This window comes from Streptomyces sp. NPDC051173, assembly GCF_040689515.1.
Classification (GTDB): domain Bacteria; phylum Actinomycetota; class Actinomycetes; order Streptomycetales; family Streptomycetaceae; genus Streptomyces.
Genome location: NZ_JBFBBD010000062.1, coordinates 1 through 18,015, shown reverse-complemented (window position 1 = coordinate 18,015; position 18,015 = coordinate 1). Strand labels below are relative to the sequence as shown.

The window sequence follows — 18,015 nt, the reverse complement described above, 5'->3', positions numbered from 1 at the left end:
GCCGGGCCTTGATCGGCGGCCAGTGTATGCAGACCGGCGGGCGGCGGGGTCCCCGGTCAGCGGCCCTGGAGGCGGGCGGCGGCCGAGCGGGCCGTGCCGAGCCTGCTGTAGAGGCGGTCGCCCGGGCACTCCGTGGCGTAGCCGTCGCGGTGTCCGGAGATGGCCTTGAGCTTGACGGAGGCTCCCTTCTTGAAGAGGTTTCCGCCGCCGGAGACCAGGGTCGTGGTGCCGCGCGGGTTGACGCCGAACAGGCCGAGTTTCCAGGCGGTCAGGGAGGACAGGGCGTTCACCGCCGCCTTGGGCGGGGTGGAGCTGGCGAAGGTTCCGAGAACGGCGACGCCCATGCTGTTGGTGTTGAAACCGAGGGTGTGCGCGCCCATGACCGGCTTCGCCACACCCCCGGCGCGGCCTTCGTAGATGGTGCCGCACTTGTCGACGAGGAAGTTGTAGCCGATGTCACGCCAGCCGCTGCTCACGACGTGGTAGCGGTAGATACCACGAATGACGGAGGCGGACTCGGAACAGCTGTAGTTGTTGCCGGAGGCCGTGTGGTGGACGAAGGCGGCCTTGACGGACTTGGTGTACGCGAAGGCGCGCTCGCGGAGCGACTCGTCGGCGCCCCAGCCGGCCCGGGTGACGATGCGCGGGCGGGAGGCGGTGTAGCGGCCGTCGGGGGCGGTGTTCTCGCCGGAGTCCGAGGGGCCGTCCTGGTCGTAGCCGTCGTCCGGGTCCTCGCTGACCCGGGAGTCGCCGCTCTCGTCGCTGTCGTTCCAGTCGCTGGAGTCGCTTGAATCGTCGTTCTCGGTGTCGCCCTCGGGCTCGTCGGAGGGCATTCCGACGCGGCCGATGCCGGTGGCGGCGATGTCGGAGCGCGCGGCCTTCCGGCCCGCCGCGGGGATCTCGGTGGCGCCGAGCGGGGCGAGCGGGGCGTTGGCGGCGGAGCTGGCGCGTTCCTCGTCGGTGCCCGGCGGCACGACGGGGACGCGGCGGGAGTGGTGGGCCGGGGCGGCGCCGGGGTCGACCAGTTCGAGGCGCATGCCGGCGGGCAGGGCGCGGCCCTCGGGGGTGCGTTCGGTGGCGGCGTCGGGGCGGACGCGGAGCTGGATGGCGTCGGACGCGCCGACCCACAGGGGCGCGGTGGAGCCGCGCAGCCGGCCGTTGCGCGCCTCGCCGGAGTCGAGGTCGGGGCGGTCGTCGTCGTGGGTCTGGACGTCCTGCCAGCCGGACCACGCCCGGCTGCCCACGGCGCGGGTGCGCACCTGGGCGCGGCCGCGGAGCTCGGCGCCCGCGTCGTCCCACACGATGCCGATCAGGGAGAAGGGCTTGACCTCGCGCTGGGGCACGCCCTGTTCGGCGGGTCCGTTGGTGCGCGCCCGGTCGGAGCCGCCGAGGCGGACCAGCGGCAGGGACTGCGTCGAGCCGGGGACGGTGTTCGGGGCACCGGTGAACGAGGTCGCACCGGAGGAGGCGCCCGCGGGGGCGGCGGCCCCCGACGAGGTGGCCAGGAAGGGGAGGGTGAGGGCGGCGGCGCTGACCGTCGAGGAGACAAGGAATCCACGCATGACAGAAATCCTGGACATATGCCGATAAGTCTGTCCATTCAAAGAGGGCCGGAAAGTGACGCCCAGTCGGCCCCCGCACGGGCCCGCGCGCGCTTTCCCGACTGCCCGTCAGCGGCCCCGCCGCGTACCCTGGCGGCGATGAACGCCACCGATCGCACCCCCGCCGACCTGCTGCGTTCCGCGCTCGCCGCGGACCCGGCCCGCCCGCTCGTGACCTTCTACGACGACGCCACCGGCGAGCGCGTGGAACTGTCCGTGGCCACCTTCGCCAATTGGGTGGCGAAGACCGCCAATCTGCTCCAGGGCGAGCTCTCCGCCGAGCCCGGCGACCGGCTCGCGCTGCTGCTGCCCGCCCACTGGCAGACGGCCGTCTGGCTGCTCGCCTGCTCCTCCGTCGGCGTCGTGGCCGACGTGGGCGGCGACCCGGCCGCCGCGGACCTGGTGGTGAGCGGCCCGGACACCCTGGAGGAGGCGCGCGCCTGCTCCGGGGAGCGCGTCGCGCTCGCCCTGCGCCCGCTGGGCGGCCGGTTCCCCCAGCCGCCGGAGGGCTTCGCGGACTACGCCGTCGAGGTGCCCAGCCAGGGCGACCGGTTCGCGCCGTACGCGCCCGTCGACCCGGACGCCCCCGCGCTCGCGGTGGACGGCCTGGAGCTGACGGGGGCCCAGCTGGTCGAGCGGGCGGGCACGGACGCCTTCCAGCACGGGCTGGGCGCGGGCTCGCGGATGCTGTCCGGCCTGCCGTACGCCACCTGGGACGGCCTCTCCGCCGGGCTGTTCGCGCCGCTCGCCGCCGGGGGGTCGGTGGTGCTGTGCCGCAACCTCGACCGGCTCTCCGGCGGCGGCCTGGACAAGCGCCGGGAGAGTGAGCGCGTCACCGTGACGGCCCTCTGACGCTGCCGCATCGCCGGGACCGCGCGATGATCGGGGATACGCGCCGGCACCGACGCACCGCCGGCACCGTACGGAACGGAGAGTCCCTCGCGGAAAGGCCCGGCAGAGGCACGTACCACCCCGTGAGGGAGGGACGCAGCTGTGAACGACGGCACCGACGCTCCCTCCCTCGCGCCCCGGCGGCGGCGCCGCTGGCTGCGCTGGCTGGCGCTGGGCCTGGCCGTGCTGACGCTCGGGCTGGTCGCGGTGGGCTGGGTGCTCTACGAACAGCTCAACGGCAACATCCGCACCGACACGGACACGGCGAACGAGCTGGCGCAGTACGAGCGGGAGCGCCCGACGGCTCTGGTGGCCGGGGCGCAGAACATCCTGATCATCGGCTCCGACAGCCGGGGCGGGCCCGGCAACAGCGAGTACGGCGAGGACAGCGGGACCCAGCGCTCGGACACCACGATCCTGCTGCACGTGTCCGCCGACCGGCGGAGCGCGACGGCCGTCAGCCTGCCGCGTGACCTGATGGCGCAGATCCCCAGCTGCCGGCGCCCGGACGGCAGCCGGACGAACGAGCGGTTCGCGCAGTTCAACTGGGCCTTCGAGCTCGCGGGTCCGGCCTGCACGATCCGTACCGTCGAGAACATCAGCCACATCCGGATCACCCATCACGTGATCGTGGACTTCAGCGGCTTCAAACGGCTGGTGGACGCGGTCGACGGGGTCGAGGTGTGTCTCAAGCAGCCGATCGACGACCACGAGGCGCACCTGAAGCTGCCTGCGGGCCGTCAGATCCTGCACGGGGAACAGGCGCTGGGCTTCGTCCGCGCCCGCTACAGCCTCGGCAACGGCAGCGACACGGAGCGGATGGGCCGACAGCAGGCCTTCCTGGGCGCGCTGTTCACCGAGATGCAGAGCGACGGCGTGCTGCTCAACCCGACGCGGCTCTACCCGGTGCTGGACGCGGCGACCTCCTCGCTCACCACGGACGCCGGGCTCGGCTCGCTGCGGAAGCTGTACGACCTGGTGCGCACGGTGCGGGGCATCCCCGGCGACCGGGTGCAGTTCCTGACGGTGCCGCGCCGCCCGTACCCGTACAACACCGACCGCGACGAGCTCGTGCAGCCTGACGCGGACCAGCTCTTCCGGCAACTGCGGGAGGACAAGCCGGTGTCGGTCGGCGCGAACGTCCGCCCGGCCGACAGCAAGCCCGGCGGGCACCCGGGCCACGACCCCGGCCGGCACGGCAAGGCCGAGGACCCCGGAGTGCCGGAGGGGACCGCGGGACCGCAGACGCCGGGCGGATACCAGGCCCCCACCGACCCCGCCGCTCCGACGGACCCGGCCGGCACGTCGCCCTCGTCGCCTTCACCTACGGCGTCCCCCACCGCGCCCCCCACGTACGAGGGAACCACCGCCTCACGCGGCAACTGCGGATGAATCGCCCGAAACGTACGATCGGGTTTTTCGTGGCGGCGAAAGGATTGGGCAGATTGCCCAGTTGTAGGGGAGTGGAATTTGTCACCGGCGTCGCTTGGCGCTGAACTGGGCGGATAGTGTGAGCGATCCGGTGCGCACGGCCGGGCTGGCCGCGCACTGAAAGACGACGTGACCGAGCGCCTCGGGGGGCGGGCGCCGCGTGGCACCGACGGAGGATTCAAGCGACCGTGGACGCGCAAGGCCGTGGGCGGGCGGGCGGCATCGACCCCGCCGACCAGTGGGTCTTCGACCCCAAAACCGGCAGCTACGAGCTGCGCCTCGACCATGCCGAGGGGTCCGATCCGGCCTCCGCGCAGGGTTCGCCACCCGCCGCCCTCACCACCCCACCCGCCGCGACGAGTTCCTTCGTCCCCTCCGGCAGCCCCTCCCCCAAGCGCCCGGGTCCCAAGGCACCCAAGGCGGTGCCCGGTCAGCGCGGCACCGGCGGCGGTGGCGGCGGCCGCAGGGGCGGCGGCCCCAAGGCGGCCGCGGGCCGGCGCCGGCCCAAGCCGAAGAAGACCGCGAAGAAGAAGGTCATGCTCTGGACGGGCGGCACGCTCGCCTTCGTCCTGGTCGGCGGCTCGCTGGGCGCGTACCTGCTCTACGAGCACTTCAACAACAACCTCAGCAAGGTCGACGTCGGCGTGGACAACGCCGCCGTCACCAAGGGCCCGGTGAACATCCTCGTCATCGGCACGGACAAGCGCTCGGGCAAGGGCAACGAGGGCTACGGCGACGACGGCAGCGTCGGCCACGCCGACACCACACTGCTCTTCCACGTCTCCGAGGACCGCTCCAACGCCACCGCGATCTCCATCCCGCGCGACATGATCACCGACATCCCGGAGTGCACGACCAAGCAGGACGGCAAGACCAAGGCGATCCCCGGCTCCAAGGGCGTCCGCTTCAACGAGAGCCTGGGCCAGGAGGACCGTGACCCCGGCTGCACCTGGCGGACCGTCGAGCAGCTCACCGGCCTGAAGGTCAGTCACTTCATGATGGCCGACTTCAACGCCGTCAAGCAGCTGTCCACCGCGGTCGGCGGCGTCGAGGTGTGCCTGGGCAAGGACATCGACGACCCCAAGTCGCACCTGAAGCTCAGCAAGGGCCGGCACGACATCGAGGGCGAGGACGCGCTCGCGTTCGTCCGCACCCGGCACAGCGTCGGCTTCGAGAGCGACCTGGACCGCATCAAGCTCCAGCAGCAGTTCCTGAGTTCGATGATCAGGAAGATGAAGTCCGGGGACACTTTCTCCAACCCGAAGAAGCTCTACGACCTCGGTGACGCGGCGACCAAGTCGCTCACCGTCGACACGGGCATAGGCTCGGTCAGCGACCTGACCAAGCTGGCGAAGGACCTCAGCCGCGTCAACATCAAGAACATCACCTTCGCGACCCTGCCGGTCCTCGACAACCCGGCCGACGGCAAGACCCGCAAGACCGTCATCCTGGACAAGCCCAAGGCCGACCCGCTGCTGGCCATGGTCAAGCAGGACGTCTCCCTGACCGAGGTCAAGGAGAAGGAGAAGAAGGAACAGGACGCCAAGGACGCCAAGCAGCAGGCGCTGCTCAAGGGCCCCATGGCGGCACCCGCGGCCGTACGGGCCAAGGTGCTCAACGGCAGCGGCAGGATCGGCGCAGCCCAGGAGGCCGTCGCCTGGATGCAGAACTCCAAGGGCATGCCGCGCACCACCAACGGCGGCAACGCGCCCGGCGGCAAGAAGGTCGACAAGACCGTGCTGGAGTTCGCACCCAACCAGGCCGACCAGGCGCGCAAGCTCGCCGACGCCATGGGCCTTTCGGCCGACGCCCTCAAGGAGACCGCGGCCGACGCCGCTCCGATGGCGGACATGACGCTCACGCTCGGCGCCGACTTCAAGGCCGCCGGCACCCCCGTCTCCGCACCCGCGGCGCCCGAAAAGGCCCCGGAGGGCATCCAAAAGGTCGAAGCGGACGACAAGAACATCTGCGCCAAGTGAACCTAAGCGTGGCACACACACATCTCACTGGTCGGGCCACCCTCCGGTGAGACGCGTGGCCCGCCCGTGCGCGCGGAACGACCCGCGCCCACGGCGCACCAGAGACGGCATGCCTGCCCATCGGGCCGGAAGCACCATTCAGGGGAGGCCCGATGCGGCAGAGCAGTGTGCGGGGGTCGCGCTCGCGCGGCCGCGTCCCGGGAGCCCGTGACGGCGAGGGGAAGAAGAGCGGCAAGGGGCGGAAGAGCGGCGCCGGCGGCACGAAGGGGACGCCGCCCTCGCGCCGTTCGCGCATAGCGCGAATAGCCCGCTGGACCGCGCTCTGCCTCGCGGTCCTGGTCCTCGGCGCCTCCGCCGCGGGCTACTTCTACTACCAGCACCTCAACGGCAACCTCAAGAAGGACGCCCTCAACCTCGGTGACAAGCGCCTCGACCGGAGCGCCGCCAACGCCGAGGGCCAGCGCCCGCTGAACATCCTCGTGCTGGGCTCGGACAGCCGCAACACCCCCGAGAACGTCGCACTGGGCGGCGCCCGCGAGGACGCCGACCGCAAGCCGCTCGCCGACGTCCAGATGCTGGTGCACGTCTCCGCGGACCGCAGCAACATGTCGGTCGTCAGCGTCCCGCGCGACACCCGCACGACGATCCCCAAGTGCACCGACCCGGAGGACGGGAAGGTCTACCGCGAGACCAGCAGCCAGATCATCAACACCAGCCTCATGAACGGCGGTCCGGGCTGCACGGTCGCCACCTGGGAAGAGCTCACGGGCATCCCCATCGACCACTTCATGATGATCGACTTCTCGGGCGTGGTGAGTATGGCCGACGCCGTCGGCGGCGTGCCGGTCTGCGTCGACAACAACGTCTACGACGACAAGTCCGGGCTGCGGCTGACGAAGGGCGAGCACAAGGTCAAGGGCGAGCAGGCGCTCCAGTGGCTGCGCACCCGGCACGGCTTCGAGGACGGCAGCGACATCGGCCGGACCCACGCCCAGCACATGTACATGAACGCGATGGTCCGTCAGCTGAAGTCCGGCACCAAGCTGACCGACCCGGGCCAGCTCACCGGGCTCGCCGAGTCCGCGACCAAGGCGCTGACGGTCGACAAGGACCTCGGCTCGGTCAAGAAGCTCTACGACCTGGCCGAGGACCTCAAGCAGGTGCCGTCCGGCCGGATCACCATGACGACCATGCCGTGGGCCACCGACCCGCAGGACCCGGACGCGCACGTCGTCCCCAAGGCGGGCGACGCGGACAAGCTGTTCTCGCTCGTGCGCAACGACATCGCGCTCGACGGCAAGGACAAGAAGAAGGACCCCAAGTCCTCCCCGGCGACGCCCGCCGCGCCCAAGGGCAGCGTCCCGCTGACGGTCTTCAACGGCACGGGCACCGCGGCCCAGCCCGTGGCCACCGGCCGGGGCAGCGACATCGCGGCGTTCCTCGTCGGCAAGGGCTTCGCCAAGGCCACCGCCGACTCCACCCCCCGGTCGCAGCTCGACACGACGCTCAGCTACTCCAAGGCGTCCCAGCGCGGTGACGCGGAAGCGGTGGCCAAGGCCCTCGGGCTGCCGGACAGCGCGCTGCGGATGTCCACCGCGGTCGACGAGCTGACCCTGGTCATCGGCGCCGACTGGCGCTCGGGCACGGCCTATCCCAAGGACCGGGCCGGCGCGGACGACGCGAAGGACGACACCGACGGCAAGGGCGACGGCGGCGCGTCCGGCGGCAAGAACGACGACAAGAGCGGCGACAAGTCCGGTGACAAGAACGGCGACAAGGGCAAGAAGAAGGACGCCGACAACAAGGCCCCGGAGAGCGCGGACCCGCTCAACGGCAACGACACCTCGGCCTGCATGAAGGTCAATTCGCTGAATCGTTTCTGACCGCCGCCGGGGCCGCTCCCGACGGCGGAAGCGGCCTGTGAGCGTACGGACGAGGGGCCGGACCCGGACGGGGTCCGGCCCCTCACCCCCGTGACGGGTGAGAGTTCCGCGATCCCGGTGACTTCACGTAGCACTGCCGATACTCTCTGCGCCTGTGGCTCAAAAGTGCTCACGAAAGGCAGCTTGCATGAGGAACGTCTCCCGGGTCTGCGTACTCGCCGCGGTGAACCTGATGGCAGCCCTCGCGGCGGTGACGGGGCAGGCCACGGCCGCCCCCGCCGAGACCGCCCACAGCGTCCGGGTGCTGGAGGAGTGCCGCAGCGACGGCACGTCCTTCACCGACAGGCTCATCCCCGGCCACTGCCTCCGGAACGGCGGCTACCGCCTGGAGATGCAGTACGACGGCAACCTCGTGCTCTACTCCGGGTCCCGCGCCTGCTGGGCCAGCGGCACCGACGGGACCAACGAGGTCTACGCGAAGTTCTCCGGGGACTGGAAGCCCGACTCCCCCTACATGACGCTGGAATCGCCCGTCGGGGAACTGCGCAAGTACCGCGGGAAGTACACCGGTCTACACAAGACCGGGAACGTCAGCCTCAACAACAAGGGCGAGGTCTGGATCGCCTACGAGAAGATGGCGGGCTGCTGATCCGATGCGCACCCACCACCACGGACGCCGGGGTGCCGTGCGGGCGCTCGTGACCCGCTGCGTGCTGGCCGCCGTCCTGGCGGGCGGCGCGGCGGCCGGCCTCCCCACGGCCGCGGCGGCGGCCACCGCTCCCGTACGCCTCGCCCCCGAGCACCCTCTCGGCGACGCCTGCGTGGCGAACGAGAACCTGGGGGAGGTCGCCACCAACTTCATCTCCCGCTGCCGGAAGGGCTCCATCCGGCGGGAGTTCCCCGGCCAGCACTACGGCGACACCCTCGGCTATCTCAAGGGCTGCCGCCTGAGCTCGTGCAACACCGCCTGGAAGCTCCTCAATGACAACCGCTTCAAGAAATAGCCCGGGAACATGACCACTTACGTCGCTGTCCTGCTGTGCGAGTCCTCGGCCGACGCCGAGGACCACGTCCCGCTCTACCAGGAGAGCTTCGTCCTGCTGACGGCGGAGGACGAGGCGGGCGCCCGTGAGAAGGCCGAGGCGCACGGCAAGGGCCTGGAGACGAGTTACGAGAACGAGGCGGGCGAGCTGATCACCTGGCGGCTGCGGCACGTGGTCGACGTCAACGAGGTGCTCGACGAGCGCCTCGCCGACGGCTCGGAGCTCTACGCCCGGCACTTCAGGAACTACGCCGCCTACCGCTCCTTCGAGCCGCTCCTCTCGGGGGAGCAGATCTGACGCGTCCGTGGGGACCGGCGGCGGTGCCGGTCCCCACGGGCGGTCAGCCGTTCCTGACGGCCGGGCGACGGCTGGCGATGACCTTCTTCGCCAGGGAGCGCGGGCTGGTCAGGAAGCCGTAGCCCCACGACATGTGCATGGTGGCCAGCGCCACCGGGATCTGCGCCCGCGCCTTCAGCGGCAGCCCCTTGCCCGCCGGGACCGAGCCCGCCACGATGGCGGCCAGATAGCCGCCGGGCACGACCAGGGCCCACGGGCTGACGGTCGCCCCCGCGACCACACCCGCCGCGATGGCCACGACGGCGGTCGGCGCCGCGAGGTAGCGGAGGTTGATCGACCCCTGGTGGTAGCGGGCGACGACGTGCCGCCAGCGGCCGTAGTCCTTGTACTGCTTGGCCAGCGCCTTCACCGACGGGCGCGGCCGGTAGGAGACCTTGAGCTCCGGGGAGAACCAGATCAGGCCGCCGGCCTCACGGATCCGGAAGTTCAGCTCCCAGTCCTGGGCCCGGACGAACTCCTCGTTGTAACCGCCCTGCCGCTCCAGCGCCTCGCGCCGGAACACACCGAGATACACGGTCTCGGCGGGCGCGGCGGCACCGCCCGTGTGGAAGGCGGCGTTGCCCACGCCGATCCTCGACGTCATGGCGGCGGCGACGGCCTTCTCCCAGGCGTTCTCGCCCTCGGCGTGCATGATGCCGCCGACGTTCTGCGCGCCGGTCTCGTCCAGCAGGCGCACGGCCGTCGCGATGTAGTCCGGCGAGAGCATGCCGTGCCCGTCGACGCGCACCACGACCGGGTGGCGGGACGCCTTGATCGCGGCGTTGAGCGCGGCGGGCGTCCGGCCGGTGGGGTTCGGCACGGTGTGGACGCGGGGATCCTCCGCCACGAGCTCGGCGGCGATCTCGTCCGTACGGTCCGTGGAGGGACCGAGGGCGATCACGACCTCCAGCTCTCCGGCGTACTCCTGCTCCAGGATGTGCCGCACGGACGTACGCAGATGCCGCTCCTCATTGAGGACCGGCATGATCACGGAAACGGCGGGCGGCTGCTGTTCGGGCATGGTTCCTCGGGGGGTACGGGGGTCACCCACCCGGCTGGGCCGGGGTCGGCGGAATCGTCGGTCACGTTACCGCTAATGGCGGACACCGGCGCTGTCCGGCCGGGTGGCCGGGTGACCCGGAGCGGCGTGGGGGCACGGCCCGCTGATCGTATTGACCTACCGTTGCCGGTCCCTGGCCCGCCCCAGGCCGCCCCTGCTGCCGTCCGTCGCGGAGGTCTCCTCATGACCGCACCGGCCCGCACGACCCGCACGAACGGCCCGCGCCACGGCGCCCCCCGCCGGCCACGCCGGGGGGTGCGCATCGCCGCGGGTGTGGCGGCGGTGGTCCTGGGCACCTCGGGCGTGGGGCACGCGGTGGTCAGCGGGATCGACAGCCGCATCGGCCGGGTCGACGTCTTCCGCGGGCTGTCGAACCGGCCGGTGAGCGGGCAGGGCACCAATCTGCTGGTCGTCGGCACGGACTCCCGGGACAGGATCACCGAGGAGGAGCGGCGGCTCTACCACCTGGGCGGCGCGCCCTGTCACTGCACGGACACGGTGATGCTGGTGCACCTCTCCGCCGACCACGACCGGGCCACCGTGGTCAGCCTGCCGCGCGACACCTACAGCGAGATCCCCGAGCACGTGGACGAGGCGGGCCGCCCGCACCCCACGCACGTGCAGAAGCTGAACGCGGCGTACGCGGAGGGCGGGCCCGGGCTGACCGTGCGGACCGTGGAGCACCTCACCGGCGTGCACATCGACCACTATCTGGAGGTCGACTTCACCAGCTTCATGAAGACCGTCGACGAGGTGGGCGGCGTGCGGCTCTGCACGGACCGGCCGCTCCAGGACCCCTTCAGCGGGCTGAACCTGCCGGTGGGCACGAGCACGCTCAACGGCGGCCAGGCTCTGGAGTACGTACGCTCCCGGCACCTCGACGGGGCCGCCGACCTGGGGCGGATGCAGCGGCAGCAGCGCTTCGTCGCGGCGCTGCTGCACCGGGTGTCGCAGAGCGGGGTGCTGCTGAACCCCGTGATGTTCCAGCAGGTCGCCGACACGCTGCTGGGCTCGGTACGCGCCGACCGGGGCCTCGACAGCGGCGAGCTGATCGGGCTGGGCCAGGCCATGCGCAATCTCACGCCCGCCGCCACGGAGTTCCTGTCGGTGCCGATCGCCTCCGCGAACTTCCCGGTCCCGCGCGTCGGTTCGACCGTGAAGTGGGACGACGTGGCCTCCGCCAGGCTCTTCCAGGCCCTGCGCGAGGACAGGCCGCTGACCGCGCACACGCCCTCCCGGCTCCACGACGCGAAGGCCCCGTCCCGGCGGCAGGAGGCGCCGACGCCGGTGGAGGTGGCGCCCTCGGAGGTGCGGGTGCAGGTCTACAACGGCAGCGGGCGCCAGGGCCTGGCCCGTGCCGCCGACCTGGCGCTGCGCGCCATGGGCTTCAGCACGACGGGCCTCCCGACGGACGCGGCCGCGGGCCCCGCCCAGGCGCGCACGGTGATCGCCTACGACCCCCGCTGGGACCGCTCGGTCCGCTCCCTCGCGGCGGCCTTCCCCACGGCGGAACTCCGCCCCGCCCCGGGCCAGGGCCCCCTGATGCGCGTCACGCTCGGCACGGACTTCACCACGGTCCACGAGGTCCGCGAACGGGCCGCCCCCCGGCGGGGCGGCCCGGAGGTGATGACGGGGGACCGGGCGGTATGCCCTTGAATGTGGCGGTGGGTTGCGCGGACCGGTTCGCCGCCTGCGGCGGGGGCGCCCTTGGGGGCCCCAACGGGCTGGAGTCGGCTGATGCGGGTGCGCGATTTCAGCCCGTTGGGGGCGCCTCCCAGCGGTAGCTGGGGGAGCCTGAGGACGCTCGCGGACGGAGCCTGGGGGAAGTGGCCGGGGGAGGCAAACGGCCCGCAGCCCGGCAAGGGATCCGCCGGACGCGGCCTAGTCGGCCAGACCCTCCGCCTCGCGGGAAGAGCGCAGTTCCATGATCGCCCGGCGGCGTGCCAGCCGGTGCGTGCGGCGGATCTGCGCCTCCTGGTACCGCCGCCGGTCCTTCTCCGTCTCCGGCTCCACCGGCGGCACCCGCCTCGGCTTGCCCCCGTCGTCGACGGCCGCGAAGACCAGGTAGGCGCTGCCGACCTGGACCGCGGGGGTGGACTCGTTCCACCGTTCCGCCATCACGCGCACGCCGACCTCCATGGAGCTGCGGCCCGTCCAGTTCACTTGAGCCTGCACGTGCACGAGGTCGCCGACCTTGACCGGTTCGAGGAAGGCCATCTCGTCCATGGAGGCGGTGACGGCGGGGCCGCCGGAGTGGCGGCCGGCGACCGCGCCGGCGACATCGTCCACCAGCTTCATGATCACGCCGCCGTGGACCGTACCGAGGAGGTTCGTGTCACCTGCGGTCATGATGTGGGAGAGGGCCGTGCGCGAGGCGGATGTCGGCTTGCCCGGTATGTCCGACTCCAGATCCGGGTCCTGAATGGTCATGTCCACCACTGTATGCCCGGGCGCTCCACAGGACCGGATTTGCATCAGCTCTGCAACAGCCCTGCCCCGATCATGTAGCCGCCCGCCTGTCGGCCGTACGGGCGGGCACACTCGATTGCATGAGTGATTGGCCCGAAGGGCGGACCGACGAGCGGGGTGACCGGTACGGACGCGGCAGCGCGAGCGCCGAGCCGGAGGGCGTCCGCGCCATGCCGCACGTCCGCCGCGACGCCCCGCCGCGCCCGTACCGGCCGGTACCCGGCCAGAACTCCGGCGGCGGCGGCACGGGCACTCCCCCCGCCCCCCGTCCCGGCGACGGCTACAACACGGGCCAGGTCTACGGGCACGGCGGCCCGGTGGGCCCGAACCACGGCGGCGGTGCCGGTGGCGGCGACGGCCGGGGCCCGCGCGGCGGCGGCCGGACCAGCCCGCCGAACTGGCGCAAGCGGATCACGGTCGGTCTGATCGCGTTCGTCGTGCTGCTGCTGGCGGTCTCCGTCAGCACGTACTTCTGGGCCGACTCGAAGATGCGCCGCGAGGTCGACCTCAGCAAGGTGAAGGACCGCCCCTCCGGCGGGAAGGGCACGAACTACCTGATCGTCGGCTCCGACAGCCGCGAGGGCCTGTCCGAGCAGGACAAGAAGGACCTCCACACCGGGTCCGCGGACGGCAAGCGCACCGACTCGATGATGATCCTGCACACGGGCGACAACGGCACCACGATGCTGAGCCTGCCCCGTGACTCGTACGTCACGATCCCCGCCTTCACCGGGCCGCAGTCCGGCAAGCAGTTCCCCGCGTCCACGCACAAGCTCAACGAGGCGTATTCGGACGGTGGGGCGGAGCTGCTGGCGCAGACCATCGAGTACAACACCGGACTGCATATCGACCACTACGCGGAAATCGGCTTCGGTGGCTTCCGCAATCTGGTCGACGCACTCGGTGGTGTCGACATGTGCCTGGACAAGCCGGTGAAGGACCGCGACTCGGGCGCGGACTTCAAGGCGGGCTGCCAGACGCTGAACGGCACGCAGTCGCTCGCGTTCGTACGCCAGCGCCACCAGGAGGCCGACCAGGACCTGGGGCGGATGCGCAATCAGCAGAAGTTCCTGAACACCCTCGCCAAGCAGGCGGCCTCGCCGTCCACGGTCCTCAACCCCTTCCGCCTCTACCCCGTCATCGGCTCCGGGCTGGACACGCTCGTCGTCGACAAGGACATGGGGCTGACGGACCTGATGTCGATGTTCTGGTCGATGAAGGGCGTCACCGGCGGCGACGGCAAGCAGCTGACCGTGCCGATCTCCAACGCCAACCTGCCCACCCGGAGCGACGGCGTGGCGGTCAAGTGGGACCCGGTCAAGGCCAAGCAGCTCTTCGACCAGCTCAAGAACGACGAGAAGGTCACCGCCGCCGGCAAGTGACGCCCGGCGCGCAACGGGTCCGGGCCCGGGTCAGGCGGCTTCCGGCCCGGACGCGTTGATCACGGCGAAGATGCCGCCCTGCGGGTCCTGCACGACGGCCATCCGGCCCGCCATCATGTCGAACGGCGGCACGAGGACGTTGCCGCGTGCGCGGACGAGGGCGTCGACCGTGCTGTCGGTGTCGTCGACCGCGAAGTACGTCAGCCAGTGCGAGGGCGTGCCCTCCGGGAGCTTGTCGAGCCCCTGCATCCCGCCGACGGTCCGCCCGTCGACGTTGAGCGCGTAGTAGCCGTCCGCGTCCTCCATGGCCGCCGCCTCGATGCCCAGGGCGGCGGAGAGGAAGGTGGTGGCGGCACCGGTGTCGCTGGTGTCGAGCTCGTTCCAGATCAGCGCGCCGGGCTCGTTGACGACGCCCGCGCCGGGGAAGTCCTTGGCCTGCCACAGCCCGGCCACCGCGCCGGTCGGGTCCGAGACGACGGACATCCGGCCGAGGGTCATCACGTCCATCGCCGGCACCATCACCGAGCCGCCCGCCTTGGTGACCTTCTGCTCGGTGACGTCCACGTCGGCAGTCGCGAGATAGGTGGTCCACACGGTCGGCGGCGTCGGCCCGCCGTCCGGCGACATCGCGGTCATGATGCCGGCCACCGGCTTGCCGCGCAGCGTGCAGACGGCGTACCCACCCGTCTCCGGCGGCCCGACCTCGCCCTGCCACCCGAAGAGGTCGCGGTAGAAGTCCAGGGCGGCTTGCTGGTCGGGCACCATGAGATCGATCCAGCAGGGGGTGCCGGGAGCGTACGGGCCGGTTACATCGGGCATGTCGACTGCCTCTCGGGGGGCGCGTTTCGATGACCCCCCGCCCTCCCACCCTCCGCGCCCCACCCTTCCCTCGCCAGCGGCGAGGGGCCGTACGGGGGGGGCTGCGGGGTGACCACGCCCGGCGCGGATGATCCCACCGAAGGACGGACGGAAGTCGCCTTACGGAACGTATGCGAACGGCCCCCGGCATCGTGCCGGGGGCCGTTGTGTCCATACAGACGAGAGGCGGTTTCCCACCCGGCGTCAAGCCCAGGATTTCCCCAGTGTGACGCCCATGACCGGCCCGGAACAGGCCCGAACGGACCGGAAGTCGATCACGCCCGGCGAAGACGCTACTTCGGCAGGTTCCTCGCCATCACGATCCGCTGGACCTGGTTCGTGCCCTCGTAGATCTGGGTGATCTTGGCGTCGCGCATCATGCGCTCCACCGGGTAGTCGCGGGTGTAGCCGTAGCCGCCGAGGAGCTGGACGGCGTCCGTGGTGACCTCCATGGCGACGTCGGAGGCGAAGCACTTGGCCGCGGCGCCGAAGAAGGTGAGGTCGCCGTCGAGGCGCTCGGACTTGGCCGCGGCCGAGTAGGTGAGCTGGCGGGCGGCCTCCAGCTTCATCGCCATGTCGGCGAGCATGAACTGGATGCCCTGGAAGTCGGCGATCGGCTTGCCGAACTGCTTGCGCTCCTGGACATAGCCCTTGGCGTAGTCCAGCGCGCCCTGCGCGATGCCCAGCGCCTGCGCCGCGATGGTGATGCGGGTGTGGTCGAGGGTCTTCATCGCGGTCGCGAAGCCGGTGCCCTCCTCGCCGATCATGCGGTCGGCGGGGATCCGGACGTTGTCGAGGTAGATCTCGCGGGTCGGGGAGCCCTTGATGCCGAGCTTCTTCTCCGGCGCGCCGAAGGAGACGCCCTCGTCGGACTTCTCCACCACGAAGGCGGAGATCCCCTTGGAGCGCTTCTCGGGGTCGGTGACGGCCATGACCGTGTAGAACTCGCTGACGCCCGCGTTGGTGATCCAGCGCTTCACGCCGTTGAGGACGTAGTGGTCGCCGTCGCGCACGGCCTTGGTCTTCATGCCGGCCGCGTCCGAACCCGCGTCGGGCTCGGAGAGGGCGTACGAGAACATCGCCTCGCCCTTGGCCAGCGGGCTCAGATAGCGCTTCTTGAGGTCGTCCGAGCCGGAGAGGACGACGGGCAGCGAGCCGAGCTTGTTGACCGCCGGGATCAGCGAGGAGGAGGCACAGACGCGCGCGACCTCCTCGATGACGATCACGGTGGCCAGCGCGTCGGCGCCGGCGCCGCCGAACTCCTCGGGCACGTGCACGGCGTGCAGATCGGCGGCCACCAGCGAGTCGAGCGCCTCCTGGGGGAAGCGGCCCTCCTCGTCCACCTCGGCGGCGAACGGCGCGATCTTCGCCTCGGCGAGCGAGCGCACGACCTTGCGGAGCTCGTCGTGCTCCTCTGCCGGCCGGTACAGGTCGAAGTCCTTTGATCCCGCCAAGGCGTACTCCCCTGAGAGTTAACTACCGTTTAGTAACACCAAGTCTAGGGGTGCCCCCACGGCGGGGACTACGTGAGCTTGCCGACAGCGTCCGCACTGCGGCCGAGGTGTCATGGCGTCTCCCGAGATCCTTCCCGGGGCACGCCCCGACTATGCTCGGGCAGCGCAGTCCGGACCGTCAGCACATGGAGCAGCGTATGGCCCTCAAGATCACCGTGATCGGCACCGGCTACCTCGGCGCCACCCACGCCGCGGCCATGGCGGAGCTCGGCTTCGAGGTGCTGGGCCTGGACGTGGTGCCCGAGAAGGTCGAGATGCTCGCCCGGGGCAAGGTCCCGATGTTCGAGCCCGGCCTGGAGGAGCTGCTCGGCAAGCACGTCGCCGGGATCGAGGGCTCGACCGGGCGGCTGCGCTTCACCACCTCCTGGGAGGAGGTCGGCGAGTTCGGCGACGTCCACTTCATCTGCGTGAACACCCCGCAGAAGCACGGCGAGTACGCGTGCGACATGTCCTACGTCGAGGCCGCCGTCTCCTCCCTCGCCCCCGTGCTGCACCGGCCCGCGCTGGTCGTCGGCAAGTCGACCGTCCCGGTCGGCAGCGCGGCGCGGCTCGCGGGGCTGCTGACCAAGCTGGCCCCGGCGGGCGCGGACGTGGAGCTCGCCTGGAACCCGGAGTTCCTGCGCGAGGGCTTCGCCGTCCAGGACACGCTGCACCCCGACCGGATCGTCGTCGGCGTCGCCGGTGAGCACGGCGAGAAGCTGCTGCGCGAGGTGTACGCGACCCCGGTCGGCGAGGGCACGCCGTTCGTCGTCACCGACTACCCCACGGCCGAGCTGGTCAAGACCGCCGCGAACTCCTTCCTCGCCACGAAGATCTCCTTCATCAACGCCATGGCCGAGGTCTGCGAGGCCGCGGACGGCGACGTGGTGAAGCTGGCGGAGGCCATCGGCCACGACGAGCGGATCGGCAAGAAGTTCCTGCGGGCCGGCATCGGCTTCGGCGGCGGCTGCCTGCCGAAGGACATCCGGGCCTTCATGGCCCGTGCGGGCGAGCTCGGCGTCGACCAGGCGCTGACCTTCCTGCGCGAGGTCGACTCCATCAACATGCGCCGCCGCGGCCATATGGTCGAGCTCGCGCGGGAGGCGGTCGGCGGCAGCTTCCTCGGCCGGCGGGTGGCCGTGCTCGGCGCCACGTTCAAGCCGGACTCCGACGACGTGCGGGACTCCCCGGCGCTCAATGTCGCCGGGCAGATCCACCTTCAGGGCGGGCAGGTCACCGTCTACGACCCCAAGGGGATGGAGAACGCGCGGCGCCTCTTCCCGACGCTGACGTACGCGCCGACGGCGCTGGACGCGGTGCGGGGGGCGCATGTGGTGCTGCATCTGACGGAGTGGGGGGAGTTCCGGGAGCTTTCTCCTGCGGAGCTGGGCGGGTTGGTCGCGGAACGTCAGATTCTGGACGGCCGCAACGCTCTTGACGCCGGCGCGTGGCGTGCGGCGGGCTGGGTTTACCGTGCGATGGGGCGGCCGCAGGCTTAGTGGTCTGCGTCGTAAATCCTTCGGGGGTTGATCATGCGGCTGGGGCGGCGGAGGATTCTTCTGGGTGATCGGCGGTGTGCCGGTCGAGTC

15 protein-coding genes are annotated in these 18,015 nt (G+C 71.2%); 10 read left to right on the top strand and 5 right to left on the bottom strand.

The window, feature by feature from the left end; all coding sequences use genetic code 11:
• Window positions 1-56: 56 nt before the first annotated feature.
• Entirely contained in the window at window positions 57-1,562 is a 1,506-nt protein-coding gene (locus AB0435_RS26185) for an N-acetylmuramoyl-L-alanine amidase (RefSeq protein WP_366428092.1), read from the bottom strand.
• Between the two features lie 138 nt (window positions 1,563-1,700).
• Between AB0435_RS26185 and AB0435_RS26180 the strand changes: the two genes are divergently transcribed.
• The 7 genes from AB0435_RS26180 to AB0435_RS26150 all read left to right on the top strand — a co-directional run bounded on the left by AB0435_RS26180 (window position 1,701) and on the right by AB0435_RS26150 (window position 9,125).
• Complete coding sequence (locus AB0435_RS26180; RefSeq protein ID WP_366004316.1) at window positions 1,701-2,453, top strand: TIGR03089 family protein; 753 nt, start codon at window positions 1,701-1,703, stop codon at window positions 2,451-2,453.
• Between the two features lie 141 nt (window positions 2,454-2,594).
• Window positions 2,595-3,884: an LCP family protein gene (locus tag AB0435_RS26175; protein WP_366004317.1), complete on the top strand. Its 1,290-nt coding sequence runs from the start codon at window positions 2,595-2,597 to the stop codon at window positions 3,882-3,884.
• Window positions 3,885-4,111: 227 nt separating this feature from the next.
• A complete protein-coding gene (locus AB0435_RS26170; RefSeq protein ID WP_366428091.1) occupies window positions 4,112-5,902 on the top strand; it encodes an LCP family protein in 1,791 nt (596 codons plus the stop codon).
• Between the two features lie 152 nt (window positions 5,903-6,054).
• A complete protein-coding gene (locus AB0435_RS26165; RefSeq protein ID WP_366004319.1) occupies window positions 6,055-7,785 on the top strand; it encodes an LCP family protein in 1,731 nt (576 codons plus the stop codon).
• 187 nt (window positions 7,786-7,972) lie between these two features.
• Window positions 7,973-8,434: a hypothetical protein gene (locus tag AB0435_RS26160; protein WP_366004320.1), complete on the top strand. Its 462-nt coding sequence runs from the start codon at window positions 7,973-7,975 to the stop codon at window positions 8,432-8,434.
• Between the two features lie 4 nt (window positions 8,435-8,438).
• Window positions 8,439-8,789, top strand: a complete 351-nt coding sequence (locus AB0435_RS26155) for a hypothetical protein (RefSeq protein ID WP_366004321.1) — start codon at window positions 8,439-8,441, stop codon at window positions 8,787-8,789.
• Window positions 8,790-8,798: 9 nt separating this feature from the next.
• Window positions 8,799-9,125, top strand: a complete 327-nt coding sequence (locus tag AB0435_RS26150) for a DUF4288 domain-containing protein (protein WP_366004322.1) — start codon at window positions 8,799-8,801, stop codon at window positions 9,123-9,125.
• Between the two features lie 43 nt (window positions 9,126-9,168).
• Here the strand turns inward: AB0435_RS26150 and AB0435_RS26145 are convergent, their stop codons facing one another.
• Complete coding sequence (locus AB0435_RS26145) at window positions 9,169-10,185, bottom strand: glycosyltransferase family 2 protein (protein WP_366004323.1); 1,017 nt, start codon at window positions 10,183-10,185, stop codon at window positions 9,169-9,171.
• Window positions 10,186-10,407: 222 nt separating this feature from the next.
• Here AB0435_RS26145 and AB0435_RS26140 point away from each other — a divergent pair, with 222 nt between their 5' ends.
• Window positions 10,408-11,880: an LCP family protein gene (locus tag AB0435_RS26140; protein WP_366004324.1), complete on the top strand. Its 1,473-nt coding sequence runs from the start codon at window positions 10,408-10,410 to the stop codon at window positions 11,878-11,880.
• 225 nt (window positions 11,881-12,105) lie between these two features.
• On the opposite strand, the gene AB0435_RS26135 is transcribed toward AB0435_RS26140, so the two are convergent.
• Entirely contained in the window at window positions 12,106-12,654 is a 549-nt protein-coding gene (locus AB0435_RS26135) for an acyl-CoA thioesterase (protein WP_366004325.1), read from the bottom strand.
• 119 nt (window positions 12,655-12,773) lie between these two features.
• On the opposite strand from AB0435_RS26135, the gene AB0435_RS26130 reads away from it, so the two are divergent.
• Window positions 12,774-14,075: an LCP family protein gene (locus tag AB0435_RS26130; protein ID WP_366004326.1), complete on the top strand. Its 1,302-nt coding sequence runs from the start codon at window positions 12,774-12,776 to the stop codon at window positions 14,073-14,075.
• 30 nt (window positions 14,076-14,105) lie between these two features.
• Here the strand turns inward: AB0435_RS26130 and AB0435_RS26125 are convergent, their stop codons facing one another.
• Together AB0435_RS26125 and AB0435_RS26120 are read right to left on the bottom strand one after the other, a co-directional pair.
• The gene (locus AB0435_RS26125; RefSeq protein ID WP_366004327.1) at window positions 14,106-14,894 is read right to left on the bottom strand and encodes a VOC family protein; all 789 of its coding nucleotides are present in this window, start codon (window positions 14,892-14,894) and stop codon (window positions 14,106-14,108) included.
• A gap of 332 nt (window positions 14,895-15,226) precedes the next feature.
• Complete coding sequence (locus tag AB0435_RS26120; protein ID WP_366428090.1) at window positions 15,227-16,387, bottom strand: acyl-CoA dehydrogenase; 1,161 nt, start codon at window positions 16,385-16,387, stop codon at window positions 15,227-15,229.
• 197 nt (window positions 16,388-16,584) lie between these two features.
• Here AB0435_RS26120 and AB0435_RS26115 point away from each other — a divergent pair, with 197 nt between their 5' ends.
• Window positions 16,585-17,925, top strand: coding sequence for a UDP-glucose/GDP-mannose dehydrogenase family protein (locus AB0435_RS26115; protein WP_366004363.1), 1,341 nt, complete (start codon window positions 16,585-16,587; stop codon window positions 17,923-17,925).
• Window positions 17,926-18,015: the final 90 nt, after the last annotated feature.

Bases quoted from the DNA above. Each gene is read 5' to 3' on its own strand.
- AB0435_RS26160 (WP_366004320.1), top strand. From the start codon at position 7,973: ATGAGGAACGTCTCCCGGGTCTGCGTACTCGCCGCGGTGAACCTGATG.
- AB0435_RS26150 (WP_366004322.1), top strand. From the start codon at position 8,799: ATGACCACTTACGTCGCTGTCCTGCTGTGCGAGTCCTCGGCCGACGCC.
- AB0435_RS26115 (WP_366004363.1), top strand. From the start codon at position 16,585: ATGGCCCTCAAGATCACCGTGATCGGCACCGGCTACCTCGGCGCCACC.
- AB0435_RS26145 (WP_366004323.1), bottom strand. From the start codon at position 10,185: ATGCCCGAACAGCAGCCGCCCGCCGTTTCCGTGATCATGCCGGTCCTC.
- AB0435_RS26135 (WP_366004325.1), bottom strand. From the start codon at position 12,654: ATGACCATTCAGGACCCGGATCTGGAGTCGGACATACCGGGCAAGCCG.
- AB0435_RS26130 (WP_366004326.1), top strand. From the start codon at position 12,774: ATGAGTGATTGGCCCGAAGGGCGGACCGACGAGCGGGGTGACCGGTAC.
- AB0435_RS26180 (WP_366004316.1), top strand. From the start codon at position 1,701: ATGAACGCCACCGATCGCACCCCCGCCGACCTGCTGCGTTCCGCGCTC.
- AB0435_RS26165 (WP_366004319.1), top strand. From the start codon at position 6,055: ATGCGGCAGAGCAGTGTGCGGGGGTCGCGCTCGCGCGGCCGCGTCCCG.
- AB0435_RS26140 (WP_366004324.1), top strand. From the start codon at position 10,408: ATGACCGCACCGGCCCGCACGACCCGCACGAACGGCCCGCGCCACGGC.
- AB0435_RS26185 (WP_366428092.1), bottom strand. From the start codon at position 1,562: ATGCGTGGATTCCTTGTCTCCTCGACGGTCAGCGCCGCCGCCCTCACC.
- AB0435_RS26155 (WP_366004321.1), top strand. From the start codon at position 8,439: ATGCGCACCCACCACCACGGACGCCGGGGTGCCGTGCGGGCGCTCGTG.
- AB0435_RS26125 (WP_366004327.1), bottom strand. From the start codon at position 14,894: ATGCCCGATGTAACCGGCCCGTACGCTCCCGGCACCCCCTGCTGGATC.